General features: G+C 73.0%; 13 protein-coding genes and 1 tRNA gene. 8 read left to right on the top strand and 6 right to left on the bottom strand.

What is annotated here, in order from left to right; translation table 11 throughout:
• Window positions 1–5 precede the first annotated feature (5 nt).
• The 3 genes from ACZ7OH_RS14545 to ACZ7OH_RS14535 are packed head-to-tail and all read right to left on the bottom strand — an operon-like array spanning window position 6 to window position 3,498.
• Window positions 6–1,253 carry a hypothetical protein gene (locus ACZ7OH_RS14545; RefSeq protein WP_470281231.1) on the bottom strand — a complete coding sequence of 416 codons (1,248 nt, stop codon included), beginning with the start codon at window positions 1,251–1,253 and terminating at the stop codon, window positions 6–8.
• A complete protein-coding gene (locus tag ACZ7OH_RS14540) occupies window positions 1,250–2,491 on the bottom strand; it encodes an ATP-grasp domain-containing protein (RefSeq protein ID WP_470281230.1) in 1,242 nt (413 codons plus the stop codon). Before ACZ7OH_RS14540 ends, ACZ7OH_RS14545 begins: the two co-directional genes overlap by 4 nt.
• Window positions 2,488–3,498 carry a glycosyltransferase family 2 protein gene (locus ACZ7OH_RS14535; protein ID WP_470281229.1) on the bottom strand — a complete coding sequence of 337 codons (1,011 nt, stop codon included), beginning with the start codon at window positions 3,496–3,498 and terminating at the stop codon, window positions 2,488–2,490. Before ACZ7OH_RS14535 ends, ACZ7OH_RS14540 begins: the two co-directional genes overlap by 4 nt.
• A 323-nt stretch (window positions 3,499–3,821) precedes the next feature.
• Here ACZ7OH_RS14535 and ACZ7OH_RS14530 point away from each other — a divergent pair, with 323 nt between their 5' ends.
• From ACZ7OH_RS14530 to ACZ7OH_RS14505, 6 genes are read left to right on the top strand one after another with little or no spacing between them, the layout of a single operon-like run.
• Window positions 3,822–4,529, top strand: a complete 708-nt coding sequence (locus ACZ7OH_RS14530; RefSeq protein WP_470281452.1) for a hypothetical protein — start codon at window positions 3,822–3,824, stop codon at window positions 4,527–4,529.
• A complete protein-coding gene (locus tag ACZ7OH_RS14525; protein WP_470281228.1) occupies window positions 4,526–5,557 on the top strand; it encodes a GNAT family N-acetyltransferase in 1,032 nt (343 codons plus the stop codon). The genes ACZ7OH_RS14530 and ACZ7OH_RS14525 overlap by 4 nt, the downstream gene beginning before the upstream one ends.
• Window positions 5,554–6,618, top strand: a complete 1,065-nt coding sequence (locus tag ACZ7OH_RS14520) for a hypothetical protein (protein ID WP_470281227.1) — start codon at window positions 5,554–5,556, stop codon at window positions 6,616–6,618. The genes ACZ7OH_RS14525 and ACZ7OH_RS14520 overlap by 4 nt, the downstream gene beginning before the upstream one ends.
• Window positions 6,615–7,658, top strand: coding sequence for a GNAT family N-acetyltransferase (locus ACZ7OH_RS14515; RefSeq protein ID WP_470281226.1), 1,044 nt, complete (start codon window positions 6,615–6,617; stop codon window positions 7,656–7,658). The genes ACZ7OH_RS14520 and ACZ7OH_RS14515 overlap by 4 nt, the downstream gene beginning before the upstream one ends.
• Window positions 7,652–8,689, top strand: coding sequence for a GNAT family N-acetyltransferase (locus tag ACZ7OH_RS14510; RefSeq protein WP_470281225.1), 1,038 nt, complete (start codon window positions 7,652–7,654; stop codon window positions 8,687–8,689). Before ACZ7OH_RS14515 ends, ACZ7OH_RS14510 begins: the two co-directional genes overlap by 7 nt.
• A 15-nt stretch (window positions 8,690–8,704) precedes the next feature.
• Window positions 8,705–8,890: a tautomerase family protein gene (locus ACZ7OH_RS14505; RefSeq protein WP_013230573.1), complete on the top strand. Its 186-nt coding sequence runs from the start codon at window positions 8,705–8,707 to the stop codon at window positions 8,888–8,890.
• Between the two features lie 401 nt (window positions 8,891–9,291).
• Here ACZ7OH_RS14505 and ACZ7OH_RS14500 read toward each other — a convergent pair whose 3' ends face one another.
• Complete coding sequence (locus ACZ7OH_RS14500) at window positions 9,292–11,142, bottom strand: S9 family peptidase (RefSeq protein ID WP_470281224.1); 1,851 nt, start codon at window positions 11,140–11,142, stop codon at window positions 9,292–9,294.
• A gap of 39 nt (window positions 11,143–11,181) precedes the next feature.
• Here ACZ7OH_RS14500 and ACZ7OH_RS14495 point away from each other — a divergent pair, with 39 nt between their 5' ends.
• Window positions 11,182–11,946, top strand: coding sequence for a class I SAM-dependent methyltransferase (locus ACZ7OH_RS14495; protein WP_470281223.1), 765 nt, complete (start codon window positions 11,182–11,184; stop codon window positions 11,944–11,946).
• A 52-nt stretch (window positions 11,947–11,998) separates the two neighbouring features.
• On the opposite strand, the gene ACZ7OH_RS14490 is transcribed toward ACZ7OH_RS14495, so the two are convergent.
• Together ACZ7OH_RS14490 and ACZ7OH_RS14485 are read right to left on the bottom strand one after the other, a co-directional pair.
• Window positions 11,999–12,072, bottom strand: a tRNA-Pro gene (locus tag ACZ7OH_RS14490).
• Between the two features lie 29 nt (window positions 12,073–12,101).
• Window positions 12,102–13,082 (bottom strand): metallophosphoesterase, encoded by a 981-nt coding sequence (locus tag ACZ7OH_RS14485; RefSeq protein WP_470281222.1) that lies wholly within the window; start codon window positions 13,080–13,082, stop codon window positions 12,102–12,104.
• A 119-nt stretch (window positions 13,083–13,201) separates the two neighbouring features.
• Here ACZ7OH_RS14485 and ACZ7OH_RS14480 point away from each other — a divergent pair, with 119 nt between their 5' ends.
• Complete coding sequence (locus tag ACZ7OH_RS14480; protein ID WP_470281221.1) at window positions 13,202–14,971, top strand: serine/threonine-protein kinase; 1,770 nt, start codon at window positions 13,202–13,204, stop codon at window positions 14,969–14,971.
• Window positions 14,972–14,985 lie beyond the last annotated feature (14 nt).

Genomic DNA, 14,985 nt, shown 5'->3' with positions numbered 1-14,985 from the left:
GAGTTTCAGCGGCGGCGGACCAGGCGTCGCAAGACGGCGGCCTTCACGGCGAGGGCGAGGACCAGCGCGGCGAACCCGCCGACCGGCCCGAGGGCGGGGACGAGCAGCGCCGCGGCGACGGCGGTGGCGGCCAGCGAGAGGACGGCGGTGCCGGACGTCAGCGTCAGCACCTTGCTGTTGGTGTTTTCGATGAGGAAGCACGCGTACAGCCCGATCGCGTACAACGCGGTCTCGGCGAGGACGAGCAGCCCGAGGACGACGTAGGCGTCTTCGGCGGTGAGCAGGCCGCGGGTCCCGGGGATGGCGAGGCCCGCGGCCAGCAGCACGACGACCGCGATGCCCGCGCGTTCGACCAGCGCCAGCAGGCCCACGGCCCGGGCCCGGCCGGCCGCCGCGCCGGTGCCGCGCATCCGCCGCGACACCGCCGGCTGGTGCAGCTTGAGCTGGTAGTACAGCAGCGAGCAGACCGCGCTCGACGCCAGCAGCGCCAAGTAGAACGGGCCGCTGTCGGTGGTCCGGCCGGACAGCGCGAGCACCGCGAACACGACTGAGGTCGAGATGACGTCGAGCAGTTCGGTCAGCCCGAGCAGCACGGTGCTGCGGCCGAACGCGGGCAGCAGCCGGTGCCCCGGCACCCCGCCACCGCTCAGCCACGGCTTCGGCAGCAGGGCCACCGAAGCACCGAGGATCACGAGGATCCCGCCGAGCAGCAACGCCAAGTGCGTCTCGGGGGACCACCGGAGCGCCCACGTCACGCACGTGACGGCACCGACGACGACCGCGCCCGCGGTGAACGCCAGAGCGTCCAAAGTGGACTTCTCGCGCAGCCGGTGCAGACCGGACACGGTCATCAGCAGCCCGCCGGAGATCGACCAGGCCGCCGCGGTCAGGTACAGCGCGGCAGCCGAGCGCGGGGCCACCACCAGCGCGACGGCCGTCGCGGCCAGTACCGCCAGCACCGGCACCGCGGCGATCCGGACCGCGAGCGCCGCGACGGCGTCCCGGGTCCGGCGCAGCCGCGGCAGGCTCTTCAACGCGGACTTCTCCGCGGCGGCCGGCACGAAGTTCAGCCAGGTCATCAGGCCCAGCGCGTTCGCGAACCGGCCGTAGTCGCGGGCGCCCCACGCGGTGATCAGCACCAGCCCCATCAGCTGGACCGCCAGCCGGAAGGCGCCGCGGCCGGCGAGCAGCCGCAGCACCACCGCCGGCCGCGGCGGGGCCGCGACCGGCGGGGCGGCAGACGGCGCGGTCACGGCAGGGGTACCGCCATGTCCTGGTCGTGCAGCAGGAACTTCAGCGTGCCGCGGACGGCGTTTTCGCGCGAGAGCAGCTCCGGCACCGAGCCGGCGGTGAGCACGACGTACCCGAGCTTGTGCCCGGCCTGTTCGTAGGGCCGGACGAATGAACCCTCGTCGGCGAACAGGTGCAGCCCGACCAGGCCCGGCATCGCGCGGACGTCGTCGGCACCGTCCACTCGGGACAGGTGGCCGCCGCGGTCGGACGCGAGGATGTGCACCAGCGTCGGCTTCGGCTCGTGCAGGTCCAGCCGCACCTCCTCACCGGTGGCGGCAGCGATCCCGGCGCCGATCAGGTCGGCGCCGTGGCAGTGCGCGATCGCCTCGGCGAGCCCGTTGCCGCCCATCCGGGCACCCATTTCGACCAGGTACAGCCGCCCGTCCCGGCCCAGGACGGCGTCCAGCGTCAGCGGTCCGGTCCGGTAGCCGAGCTCGGTGCAGATCAGGTCGAGGGCCTCGATCAGGCCGAGTTCGACGTCGGCCGGGAGCTCGCCGGGCAGCAGGTGCGACGACGTCACGAAGAACGGCGGCGGCGTGAGCACGCGTTCGGTGACGGCGTGGAAGACGATCCGGCCCTCGACGGCCAGCGCCTCGATGGTGAAGTGCGAGCCGTCGAGGTGTTCCTCCACCACCAGCCGGCCGGACGGCGAGAACGCGAGCGACTCGGTGAACGCCTTGGTCAGCAAGCCGGGCCCGGCGCACGAGACGACCCCGCGGCTGCCCGAGGAGTCGACCGGTTTGACGAGCGCGGGGAACCGCAGCTGCTGGGCGGCGTGCACGAGCTCCGGACCCGGGCGGCCGTCGACGCTGCGGTAGCTCGGCAGTCCCAGGTGGTCGCACAGAGCGCGGAAGACGGACTTGTCCGTCGACGCGCGGACCGCGTACTCGGGCAGCGGGTCCGGCATGCCCCAGTGCCGGGTGAGCCACGCCAAGGCGGGCAGGCCGACGTCGCTGGCCGGGCACAGCACGCCGGCGAGGTCGCGGCGGCCCTCCAGCGCCGCCGCGATCTGCTCCGGCGCCCGGACGCTGACCTGCAGGAACTCGTCGGCGTAGGCCACCGCCGGCGCGCCGGGCCGGACGTCGACGCAGATCGTGCGGAACCCCAGCTCCCGCGCCCGCTCGTAGGTGCTGACCGAACCGTCCGCGCCCCCCAGGACCACCAGGGTTCTCGCGGGGTCCTTCTTCGAACTCGTCACGCTGAAACGCCTTTCCCCAGGTGCACATCGATGAGCCGGGGACCCGCGGGGTCCGCCGGGGTGAAGAGCCGGTCCTCGGCGTCGACGACGACGTTCGCCTCCCGGACGTAGAACTGCCGCGGCCGCGGCTGCCCGGCGCCGACCACGACGAGGTAGCGCACGGTCAGCGACGCCACCAGCAGCAGCACCGCGAGCAGCGCGAACAGCAGCGTGGCCGTGACCCCGGCGCCGAGCAGGCCGAAGGCCGCCGCGCCACCGGCGAGCACCGCGATCCCCGCGGCCAGCAGGGCCGTCGCGGACGCCGCCGTCGTCAGCCGCCGGGTGAACCCGACGAAGAGCTCGATGGCGTGCGAAGTCAGGAACCCGAAGCCCACTTTGGACTCACCGCGCTCCCGCGCCCGGTGGGCGACCTGGACGCAGGTGTAGCGGCTGGTCAGGCGGGGCACGGTGGCCAGGAAGTACGGCGTGCCGAGCCGCAGGTCCACGATCTTGCGGGCCAGCTCCGCGCGGACCAGCCGGAACGCCGTGGCGCCCGGCGGGATCTCGATGCGCAGCACCCGACGGCCGAGGAAGTGGAAGGCCGCGGTGCCCCAGCGCCGCGGCAGCGGGTCCTGGCGGTTGGTGCGGACGCCGAAGACGGCGTCGTTGCCCTGTTCGGCGGCCGCGATCAGCTTCTCCGCCTCGGCCGCGGGGAACTGCTGGTCGGCGTCGACGTGCAGGATCCACGGCTGCGACGCGTAGCGGTAGCCGGCCGAGAAAGCGGCCTCGAAACCGAAGTTCCGCGAAAAGGACAGATACCGCACGCGCGGGTCGGCCGCCGCGAGCTTGCGGATCTCCTCCAGCGTCCCGTCGACGCTCCCGTCGTCGACGAAGAACAATTCCAGTGAATGGTGGCCGAGTTCGTTGGTTATTTCCCGATAGGACGGTCCGATGTTGTCGACTTCGTTGAAGCACGGGATGACTACGGTCAGTCCACTTTGGGCAGGCCCCGGGAAAGGGGCGGTCATCTCCGGCGCCAGGCGGGCAGTGGCGTTTTCGTGGCCGAACGGTCACGGACAGTGTGAAAAGCGATCATGAATCCCCCAGTCGGATCCGGTAAGTCCGCTTGCCGATATGCGGTGTTGCGGAGTTATAAGCAGACGGATCGTTGTTGTGCGACGGCAGGACTACGAATTCCTCCGTTTAGACCCAGACCAAAGTAGTAACCCATCCGGCATTCGGGGTGTCCTGACGGCGAAGTCCTTCCCACGACCGGGTCGATGACGCAGACTCCCCGGCCATGTGGAATCTGGGGGCGGGGGTCGTTTGGCGCGCGGCTTACGCACGGGCGGTGCGCTCGGCGTTCGCGACGGTGCCGTTCTACCGGGAGCGCTGGGCGCTCGACGGCCGGGAAGACCCGGTGCTGGTGCCCGGGCGCACCGGGACGAACGGCGGTGCGGCACCCCTCGCGGAAGCGGTGCACCAGCTGGTCGACCTCGTGCCGCTCGCCGGCGGCGCGCAGCGGACGGAGCCCGCGCGCGGGCTCGGCCGGGTGCTGCGGACGGCCCGCCGGCCGCGGCCCGGCGACCTCGTCGTCCTGCTGGGACCGGACGACCTGCGGCCGCCCGCCGACCTGCCGAAGGGCGTGCGGGGCTGCGTCGCCGACCCGGACGCGCCGGGCCCGTCGGTGCTGCGCGAGGTGACGGCCGTGCTGGACCGCGGGCACCGCGTGTTCGCCGTCGGCGACGACAAGGCGATCGCCGCGTTCGCCGGGGATCCCCGCGTCGAGGCCGTGCCGCAGCGCGAACTCGATTCGCTGGACGCAGGCCCCTACGGCGTGCTGCACGACACGGTGCTCGGGTACCTCGGCGCGTTCGGCGACTGCGGGCGGTGGCACCTCGACTGGCCGCACGTCTACGCGCGGAAAACGGCCGGCGGTCTCGCGTTCACGCTGTTGCGGCAGGCATCCCCGCGGTTCGTCGACGTCATCCCGGCCGGCGGGGTGCGCGGCGAGATCGCGCCGTGCCCGCGGCACGGCAGCCCGGTCGTCCTGGCATGAGGTTCGAGGTCCGCGATCCCCGGGCCGACCCGGCCCCCGCGGGCTGGGCGGCGTTCGCCCAAGCCGCGCGCGTGCACCCCGTCTGGAGCTACGACGTGATGGCGCTCGAAGCCTGGGGCGCCCGCAACCCGCAGCTGCTGGTCGTCGCCTGCGAGGGGGACGAGCTCGTCGCCGCGATGTCCGTTCTGGTCTGCCGGCCGCGGCTGGCCCCGCGGTTCGCGCCGCGACCCGGTAAGCGCTTGCTGAGACCGTTCTGGGCCGAGGTTTACCAGCCGTGGCTGAGCGGCTACCCCGGGGTGGTCTTCGCGCCGGGCTTCCGGGACCGGGCCGCGTTGCTGCGTGCGTTCGAGCGGCAGGCGGCCCGGCTGCTCGGCCCCGGCCTGATCGCCGTGGTGTACCGGGCGATCGGGGAAGACCTCGCCGGCGGTCTCGAGGGCCGCGGCCGGCTCGTCAAGCGCGTGGACCCGGTGGCCGTGCTGGAGAACCGGTTCGAGTCCGAAGAGGACTGGTTCGCCACGCTGTCGAAGTCCCGCCGCGCCGCGCTGCGGCGGCAACGCCGGCGGCTCGCGGAGGACCCCACACTGGTGGTGCGGGGCGGCCCGGCCCGCACCGACCTCGACGGTGCCGAGCTGGCCCGGTTGATCCGGGAGCACCGCGAGCGGTACGGCCGGCTCGCGTTGGACACGCGCACGATGCCGTCGTCGACGTTCCTCGACCGGTTCGTCCGGCGGCCGGACGTGCACACGCTGACCTACCGCGGCACCGACGGGCGGCTGCTCGCGGTGCAGACCTTGCTCGACCACCCGGACGCCCCGGTCCTGCAGCACTGGGCCGCGCTGCCACCCGGCGCGGGCGGGAAGCGGTGGCTGTACTTCGACTCCTACGTCCGCGCGGTCCGCTTCACCGCGCAGCGAGGGGCGATTGAGCTGTCCGCGGGACGCGGGATGATCGAGCTGAAGGAAGATCTCGGCTTCCGGGCGCGGCCGCTGTACACGGCCGCGGTGCCGAGGCCGGTGCTGGGCCGATGAGCGCGCCGACGACGACCGCGGTGTCGCAAGTGGACATCCACGACCCCCGGACCGGCCCGCGGCCGGAGGGGTGGGCCGAGTTCCGGGCCCGGTGCCTGCCGCCGGTGTGGGACTACGAGCTGCTGCGCCGGGAGGCGTGGCTGGCGAAGAACCCGCCGGTGCTCGCCGTCGTCCGCGCGGGCGGCCGGATCGCGGGCGCGTGCGCGGTGATGGTGTGCCGGGGCTGGGGAGGGCGGGCCTTCGGGCCGGTGTCCGGCGGCCGGCTGCGGCCGCGCTGGGCCGAGGTCTACCTCCCGCTGCTGAGCGGCTACCCGGCCTGCGTCTTCGACGAGGAGTTCACCGATCGGCACGCGGCGATCCGGGAGTTCGAGCGCGCGCTGCGGGCGTACGTCGGCCCGGGCCTGCTCGGCGTGATCTACCGCGCGATGGACCCCGGGCTGGTCCCCGCGCTCGGCGGGCGCGGCCGGATGACGCGGGAGATCGATCCCGCCGCGGTGCTGGTGAACCGCTACTCCACAGTGGACGAATGGGCGGCGACGCTCGCCCCGGACGTCCGCCGGTACCTGAACCCGGACGTCGCCACCGAGGCGGCCTTCGGGCGCACCGACCTCGACCCGCACGAACTGGCCGCGCTGCTCAACGCCCACCGCGCGCGGCAGGACGACCGCGCGTGGGCCGGCGGGCAGCGGTCGCGGATCGGCGGGCTGCACCTGGACACCCGCAGCCCGGTCGCCCCCGCCTACCTCGGCGCGCTCGTCCGGCGGCCGGACGTGCTGACCCGCACCTACCGCGACGGAACCGGCCGGCTGCTCGGCTTCAACACCATGATCGACCACGAAACCGGGTGCGCGGTGCACCACTGGGCGGCGCTCCCGAGCGCGGCCGGGGGCCGGAAGGGGCTCTATGTCGACTGTTACGCCCGGTGCGTGGCGCACATGATCGCCGAAGGGCGGCCCGAGCTGACCGCGGGCCGCGCGATGCTGCCGGAGAAGACGGCGCTGGGCTTCGGCACGCGGAGCCTGTTCTCGGTGGCCGTGCCGAGGCCGGTGCTGGGCCGATGACCTGGTCGATCCGGGTGCTCGACCCGCGCACCGATCCCGAGCCGGCCGGCTGGGCCGCGTTCCTCGAAGCCCAGCAGGCCCCGCTGACCTGGGACTACGGCCTGCTGTGCACGGAGTCGCGGCCGTCCCGCAGCCCATACCTGCTGACCGTGGTCACCGACGGCGCGGACATTGTCGCCGCGGTGCTCGCCATGGTCTGCCGGCCCACCTCGTCGTCCGCGCCCGGCCCGGTCGACGGTCCGGTCCGCTGGGGGCCGCGCTGGCTGGAGGTCCAGCACGCGTGGTTGTCGGCGTACCCGGCGTGGCTGTTCGCCGAAGGGCTCGACGCCGCCGCGCGCCGCGAGATCCTGCACCGGTTCGAACGCGCGGCCTGCCGGCGCACCGGCCCCGGCTGCCTCGGTGTGGTGTACCGCGCGATCCCGCCGGACGACGCCGGGCTGGTGTCCGGGCGCGGCCGGCTCGTCCGGGAGATCAACCCGACCCTGCTGCTGGAGAACACCTTCGGCGACCTCGACGACTGGCTGGCGTCGTTGAGCCGCAACCGGCGCTCGAGCCTGCGCGGCCAGATCCGCAAGATCGCCGCCGACCCCGGGCTCGTCGTCCGCGCCGGGACGGCCCGCCACGACCTCGACCCGGCGGAGCTGGCGGCGATGCTGCGCGCCCACCGCGAGAGGAAGGGCCCGGTGAAGTTCGACCAGCGCGGCCCGGTCACCGCGGAGTACCTCGGCGAGCTCGTCCGCCGCCCCGACGTCGTCACCACGACCTACCACGACGACCGCGGCCGCCTGCTCGCGTTCACCGACCTGCTCGACCACCCGGTGATGCCGCTGCACCAGCACTGGGCCGCGCTGCCTCCGGGGGACGGCCGGCCGAAGCACCTCTACTTCGACGTCGTCGTGCGGGGAGTGCGGCACATGATCGAGAACAACCGGAAGTTCCTTTCGCTGGGCCGCGGGGTCACCGACCTCAAGACGTCGCTGGGGTTCACGCCGAGCCCGATGCTCGGCGTCGTCGTGCCGAGGCCGGTGACGCGGTGGTGATCGACGTGCTCGACCCGCGTCACGACGCGGAACCGGCGTACTGGACGGCGTTGCGCGAGCGCGCCGGCCTGCGGGCCGACTGGAGCTGGGAGGTGCTCGCGACCCAGGCGTGGGCCGCGCGGACCCCGCAGCCGGTGACCGTGCTGCGCGAGGGAACGGACCTCCGCGGGGTCGTCAGCGCCGCCTGGGTGACCGGCCGGACGCGGCGGCACCGGTTCGCCGGGACCGGCCGCGGCCGGTTCGGCGGCCTCGACGTCCGCGGGCCCGGCGCGGGTTCGCAGCCGGGCTGGTGGTTCGCGGACGCGGGCGAAGACGGCGGCGTCCGACGGCTGCTTGAGTCCTACGTCCCGGCGATGCGCGCCGAGCTCGGCCGCGGGTTCCGCGGTCTGCTCGTCCGGCAGGTCGGCGAGCCGGGAGTGCCCGCCGTCGACGGCCGGTTCCGGCTGGTGCGCCGGACCGAGGACATCGCGGTGCTCGACGTCGCCGCGTTCGGCTCCCGCGACGACTGGATGAACTCGCTGGCCCGCAAGCGGAAGCAGAACCTGCGCAAGATCTTCCGCACCTTCGACGCCGACCCGTCGGTCGAGGTGCGCTTCCGGCCGGGGAAGGAGGCCGACCCGGTCGCCGTCGCCGAGGTGCTGCGGCACAACGAGCGCAAGCACCACGACGTCCCGATCGTGCCGCTGCCGCACTTCACCGGCTACCTCACGGCGCTGCTGCGGCAGCCGGACGTGTGGGTGATCGAGTACCACGACACCCGGACCGGCCGGCTGCTCGCGCTCGCCACCCTGCTCGACCACCCGGACCTCCCGATCGCCCGGCACTGGGGCGCCCTGTCCCCGGAGGCGGGCGGGCGCCCGAACCTGTACTTCCACTTCTACGGCGAGGCGGTGCGCTGGGCGATCGCGACCGGGCGGCCGTCGGTGGTGTTCGGCAAGAAGATGACGGAGATGAAGGCGACCCTGGGCGCGCGGCTCGTCCCGCAGTACGCGGCGGCGGTGCCGGTGCTAGCTTCGCGACGTCCCGTCTAGCACCCAGGAGCCGCCATGCCGATGATCAGCGTTGCCATGTTCCCCGGCCGCACACCGGCCCAGAAGAGCGCGTTGGTCCGGGAGCTGACGGACGCGTTCATCCGCACCTGCGGAGGCAAGCCCGAGGGCGTCCAGGTGACACTGGTCGAGGTCGGCGCCGACCACTGGGCCACCGGCGGGGTCCTGCACTCCGAACGCTGAAAGTCCGTGAATGCCACATTGACGGACATTTGGTCCCTCGATGTGGCATTCACGGACTTCGGATCACTGTGCCCGCTTGGGCATCAGCAGGTCAACGGCAAGAACGCCAGTGACCTGCCCGTCATCATCGAGAGGTCGACCGGGAGGCAGTCATGCGGAGCCGATGACTCTCACCGAGAGCACCGCTCCGGCTCTGTTCAGGGAACTGGCGAGGACCGGGCGGCGATGGGAGTTCCTGGCGAAGATGTTGAAACGGCGTTCGGAACCGGGGGAGGCGTCCGAGAGCCACGAAAGAGACCGCCGGTCCCAGTCCGAAGAGGTCAGCCGACCACAGGTACGGGGGCGTCCTGCATTTCCGGCGCTGACCCGCCGGGAGACCGTCCGGCCTCCCGGCGAGTGCGTCAGCGCAGGCCGAGGGCCCGGAGCGCGAAGTGGACCTCGATCGACGTCTGCTTGATCGTCTCCGCGATCACCAGCGAGCCGTGGCCCGCGTCGTAGCGGTAGAACTCGTGGTGGAGGTCGCGGCCGCCGAGGCGGTCGAGGTAGTTCTCGATCTGGCGGATCGGGCAGCGCGGGTCGTTGTCGCCGGCCAGCACGAGCACCGGCGCCGTCACGGCGTCGACGTACGTCAGCGGCGAGCACTCCCGGTACACCGCCGGCACGTCCTCCGGCGAGCCGCCGAACAACGCGCGGTCGAACGAGCGCAGCTGTTCCATCTCGTCCTCGTACGCGGCGACGTAGTCGGCCACCGGCACCCCGGCGACGCCCGCCGCCCACCGCGTCGGCTGCGTGCCGAGCGCGAGCAGCGACAGGTAGCCACCCCACGAAGCGCCGTTCACGACGCACTTGGCCGGGTCGCTGAGTCCACTTTGGACGGCCCAGTCGTGCACCGCGGCGACGTCCTCGAGCTCGGTCAGCCCGGGCCGGCCCTCGATGGCGTCGCGCCAGGCCGAGCCGTAGCCGGTCGACCCGCGGTAGTTGACCTCGACCACCGCGAACCCGGCGTCGAGCCAGGTCGCGCGGTAGGCGGAGAAGCGGTCCTCGTCGGCCGAGTGCGGGCCGCCGTGCAGCGAGAACACCGTCGGCAGCGGGCCCTCCGGCGCGTTCGACGGCCGGGAGACCAGCGCGTGGATCCGGCCGCCGACGCCTTCGACGAACGCGTCGGTCACCGGCTCCGACCCCGGCGCGCGCTCGCCCGGCGGCTCGAGCAGCACCGAGTCGGTGCCGTCGGTCGCCCGCGACCGGACCGCGGCCGGCTCGGCGGCGCTGGACCACGAGTACTCGACCGTCCCGTCCGGACGGACGCCGGCGCCGCCGATGCGCCCGGCCGGCGTGTCCACAGAGGACAGTTCGGCCGTGTCGAGGTCGTAGCGGTACAACGAGCTGCGGCCTTCGTGGAAGTGGACAACGAGCAGGGCCCGCGCGTCCGGGTACCAGCCGGCGACGACCTCGCCGGGCAGGTCGAGCTCGATCTCGGTCTCGCTGTCGGCCCGGACGTCCCAGACGAGCAGCTCTTCGCGGCCCCGGCGTTCGTGCAGCACCAGGAGGCGCTGGTCGCCGGGCAGCGGGGAGAACTCGAGGGCGGTCAGGCCCTTGCCCTCGCCGTCCCACTTGTCCGCGACGGTCCCGAACCCGTCGGTGGCGAGCACCCGCAGGGCGGGGTGGCGCGAGTCGCCGTGCTCGGAGTGGGAGATCGCGATCAGGCTCTCGTCGCGGGACATCGACGCGATGCCGGCGTCGTCCGCGTGGCTGTAGAAGCGCTGCGTCTCGCCGCCGGTCCGGGCGAACAGCTCGCTGCCGTCGTCGGTCGAGACGCCGACCGCGACGAGGTTCGCGCCGATCTCGAGGCCGGCGGGGTAGCCGTCGTGGACGTCCGGCACGGCCTTCTCGGGTTCGCTGCCCTCGGTCGCGGCGAAGGGCTCGCGCACCCAGGAGCCGAACTCGTCGCCGTCGGTGTCGTCGAACCACCAGATCCATTCGCCGTCCGGGGACGGCGTCGCGTGCAGGGTGCCGTTCGGCCGGTCGGTGACGCGGCGGTGCTCGCCGGTCGCGCGGTTCCAGGCGTAGACCTCCCAGACACCGCTGGAGTTGGAGACGTAGATGTTGGCGTCGGGGGCGTCGCGGGCCCACTCGGGCGTCGAGATGCGCGGCGCGTGGAAGCGGGCGCGCCAGCGGTTCTCGGCTTCGGCGTCGTCGAACAGCCGGTCCGGGACCACCGCGGGCGGATATTGGTTCGCTGACTGCGTGCTCACCCCTCGATCCTGCCACCTTCTGGCCGTACTGTGTGCGGGGTGCTGGAGGGTTACGCGCCGGGCTACGGGCGAGACGCGGTTTCGATGATGTCCGCGCGCACGGCGGCGGAGCGCGCGACGTTCGCCCAGCCGCTGTTCGCACCGGGGATGTGGGTCGTCGACCTCGGCTGCGGCCCGGGTTCGATCACGCTCGGCCTCGCCGCGGAGTCCCGGGTGACGGGCGTCGACCTCGACGCGGGGCAGATCGCGATGGCCCGCGACATCGCGCGCCGGTCCGGCCGGTCCACAGTGGACTTCCTGGTGGCGTCGGCCTACGACCTGCCGTTCGCGTCCGGCAGCGTGGACGTGGCGTTTTCCCACGCGCTGTTCGAGCACCTGTCCCGTCCGCTGGACGCATTGGCGGAGCTGCGCCGGGTGCTGAAGCCGGGCGGTCGGCTCGCTTTGTCCACATCGGACTGGAGCAAGGCGAGGCTGCGCCCCAAGACGGCGAACGTCGACGCGGCACTGAGAGGGCACTACTTGCTGCGCCGCCAGGCGGGCGGCAACCCGTTCGCGGGCCGGGTGATCGCCGACCAGTGCGTCACGGCGGGGTTCACGGAGGTGGTGTCGAGGGCGCGCTACCGCTCGGACATGAGCTACCGCGACCTGGCGAAGTACGTGGAGTCGCGGCTGGAGGCGGCGCTCAAGGAGGAGGGCCGCGACCGCGACCAGCTGGCGAGCGCGGCGCGGTCGGCCTGGGTGTGGACCCGCGGCGGCGACGGTGATTTCAGCCAGTGCTGGGTCGAGGTGACGGCGACGCGGTGAAACGGCCTTGAAACCAGAAGAGCCGGTGTCCGAAGACACCGGCTCTTACTCGTCGGGGTGGCGGGATTCGAACCCACGACCTCCTCGACCCGAACGAGGCACGCTACCAAGCTGCGCCACACCCCGAGGTACTGCTTAACGGGTCGTGAAGAAGTCTAGCGGACGGTGTCGCGGGCTTTTCGGGGGGCCGTCTTTCGCGACTTCGGGGACCCCGAACCGCGCGGGACCAGGGTCAACAAGCTGGCCTCGGGCGGGCACGCGAACCTGGCCGGCGCCCACGGCGACGTCCCCAGCCCGGCCGAAACGTGCAGCCACATGTGCGCGCCCCAGCGCGAGGCGCCGCGGGCCCGGGTGCGATCCAGCTCACAGTTCGTGACCAAGGCGCCGTAACCCGGGAGCCGGAGCTGGCCGCCGTGCGTGTGGCCCGCGAGGACCAGGTCGTAACCGTCCGTGGCGAACGTGTCGAGGACCCGCGGCTCCGGCGAGTGCGTCACGCCGATGCGGACCGCCGCGCCGCTGTCGGCCGGGCCCGCGATGTCGGTGTAGCGGTCGCGGCGCAGGTGGGGGTCGTCGACGCCGGCCGCGAACACCGCCTGGCCGCCGACGTCGATCGTGCGGCGGACGTGCGTCAGGTCCGTCCAGCCGTGCTCGACGAACGCCGCGCGCAGGTCGCGCCACGGCAGCTGGATCCCGTGGATGCGCTTCTTCTTACCCTTCGGCATCAGGTACCGGGCCGGGTTCTTGGGCTTGGGCGCGTAGTAGTCGTTGCTGCCGAAGACGAACAGGCCGGGCCGGTCGAGCAGCGGGCCCAGCGCGCGCAGCACGGACGGGACCGCCGTCCGGTGCGAGAGGTTGTCACCGGTGTTGACGACGAGGTCCGGGTTCAGCTCGTCCAGCGCGGCGACCCAGCGCTGCTTGCTGCGGTGGCCCGGCAGCATGTGCAGGTCCGAGACGTGCAGGATCGTGAAGGGCCGGGACCCGGGCGCCAGCACCGGGAGCTCGGCGGTGCGCAGGGTCCAGTGGCGCCGTTCGATGCCGACGGCGTAACCGAGGGTCGCGACGCCGAGCGCCACCGTCCCCGCGGCGAGGCGCTTCGCGGTCGCCCCCGACGTGCTTGTGTTACTGAGCGTGCTCACGAAGTCCAGGATACGTGCTCAACAGTTGGATGACTTCGCCGCCGTTCCGGGGAACCTGACGCTTAGCATTTGCGTCGGCCCGATGGACGGGATCTGAGCCGGGGGGCTTGGGGAGCACGATGGAGCAGTTCGGGCCGTACCGGATCGAGGGCCTGCTCGGTCGCGGTGGCATGGGCGAGGTCCACCGCGCCTACGACACCGCGCACGACCGCGTCGTCGCCTTGAAGCTGCTGTCCGGGCCGAACGCGGACGACGAGGCCTTCCGCGCGCGGTTCCGCCGCGAGTCGCAGATCGTCGCGCGGCTGCGGGAACCGCACGTGATCCCGATCCACGCCTACGGCGAGATCGACGGCCGCCTGTACCTCGACATGCGGCTCGTCGAAGGCAAGGACCTGAAGGAGCTGCTGGAAGACGGCCCGCTCGAGCCCTCGCGGGCCGCCGGGATCGTCGAGCAGGTCGCGGGCGCGCTCGACGCCGCCCACGAGGACGGGCTGGTGCACCGGGACGTCAAGCCGTCCAACGTCCTGGTGACGAGCGCGGACTTCGTGTACCTCGTGGACTTCGGCATCGCGCGGTCGATGACCGCCGAGGGGACGTCGATCACCGGCACCGGCAACGTGATCGGCACGCTCGACTACATGGCGCCCGAACGCTTCGGCGACGCGCCGATCACCGGGCTCGTCGACGTCTACGCGCTCGCGTGCGTGTTCTTCGAGTGCCTCACCGGGCGGCGCCCGTTCCCGGCGGAGGGCGCGGCCGCGCAGATGGGCGCGCACCTGAACGCGCCGCCGCCGGTGCTGTCGCAGGAGTGCCCCGGGCTGCCGCCGGCGCTGGACGCGGTGGTGGCGCGCGGGATGGCGAAGAACCCCGCCGACCGCTACCCGACGGCGCGGGCGTTCGCCGACGCCGCGCGCGCGGCGGTGACCGCGCCGGCCGCCCCGCAGCCGACGTGGCAGAAAACGTTGCCGGGCCCGGTGACCCCGGCCGCGCCGCCACCCACGTTGACCGGGCCGCCGCCCACCTTCTCCGGGCCGATCCCGCGGCAGCACGCGGGATCCGCCCCGATGACCCCGCCGCGCCCGATGCCGGCCACGCCCTACGCGGGCGCGCCGACCGGTTCGTACCCCGGCCCGCAGCCGTTCACCGGGCCGCTGGGCAAGCTCGCGCCGGCCGCGGGCGGACCGGCGAAGTCCCAGCGGAGCCGGTGGATCGCGTTGTGCGCCGCGCTGGCGGGCGTCGTCGTGGTCGCGCTGCTGATCACGTACCTCGTGACCAAGGACCAGACGACGCAGACGGGCGGCCCGCGGACGCCGGTGACGGTCGAACCCCCGACGTCGTCGACGCCGGCGCCCGAGAGCTCGAGCCCGCCACCGTCCACTTCGGAGTCGAAACCGGCACCCGACGGCAAGCTGTTCGACGCGCTTCCCGCGGTCTACAAGCAGTTCACGTGCGTGCCGGCGGCGCCGCCGCCCGGCGCGGCCGCGGCGGCCGAGTGCACGGACTCGAACGTCGGCGACGTCAAGATCGGCAACGTGGTCTTCCGGCAGCCGACCGGAGCGAGGTTCCTGCGCTTCGCGGACGCGGCGGCGATGGACGCGTTCTTCCAGGACATCGTGAAGACCCAGGGTCTCACCCGCAACGACGCCCAGGGCGCGTGCCGGCCGGACAAGTACCCGAAGATCTGGGGGACGTACTACCGCGCGGCGAACCCGATCCCGGGCGAGTACCTGACCTGCTTCCTCGGCGACCCGGCCCAGCTGGTCTGGACGGAGAAGAACAACCTGGTGGCGGGGATCCTGCTGTCCACCAAGGTGACCGACAACGACCAGCTGGACCAGCTCTACCAGTGGTGGAACACCGAGATCCTGTCGGACATGCCGCAGAACTGACGGAGGACCCGCGG

The organism is Amycolatopsis sp. NPDC114478 (assembly GCF_055633805.1).
Note: the sequence above shows the minus strand (reverse complement) of the source record. Positions and strands in the feature narration are given on the sequence as shown.

Coding starts and splice junctions, on each gene's coding strand:
- ACZ7OH_RS14535 (WP_470281229.1), bottom strand. CDS start 3,498: ATGACCGCCCCTTTCCCGGGGCCTGCCCAAAGTGGACTGACCGTAGTC.
- ACZ7OH_RS14525 (WP_470281228.1), top strand. CDS start 4,526: ATGAGGTTCGAGGTCCGCGATCCCCGGGCCGACCCGGCCCCCGCGGGC.
- ACZ7OH_RS14520 (WP_470281227.1), top strand. CDS start 5,554: ATGAGCGCGCCGACGACGACCGCGGTGTCGCAAGTGGACATCCACGAC.
- ACZ7OH_RS14515 (WP_470281226.1), top strand. CDS start 6,615: ATGACCTGGTCGATCCGGGTGCTCGACCCGCGCACCGATCCCGAGCCG.
- ACZ7OH_RS14505 (WP_013230573.1), top strand. CDS start 8,705: ATGCCGATGATCAGCGTTGCCATGTTCCCCGGCCGCACACCGGCCCAG.
- ACZ7OH_RS14480 (WP_470281221.1), top strand. CDS start 13,202: ATGGAGCAGTTCGGGCCGTACCGGATCGAGGGCCTGCTCGGTCGCGGT.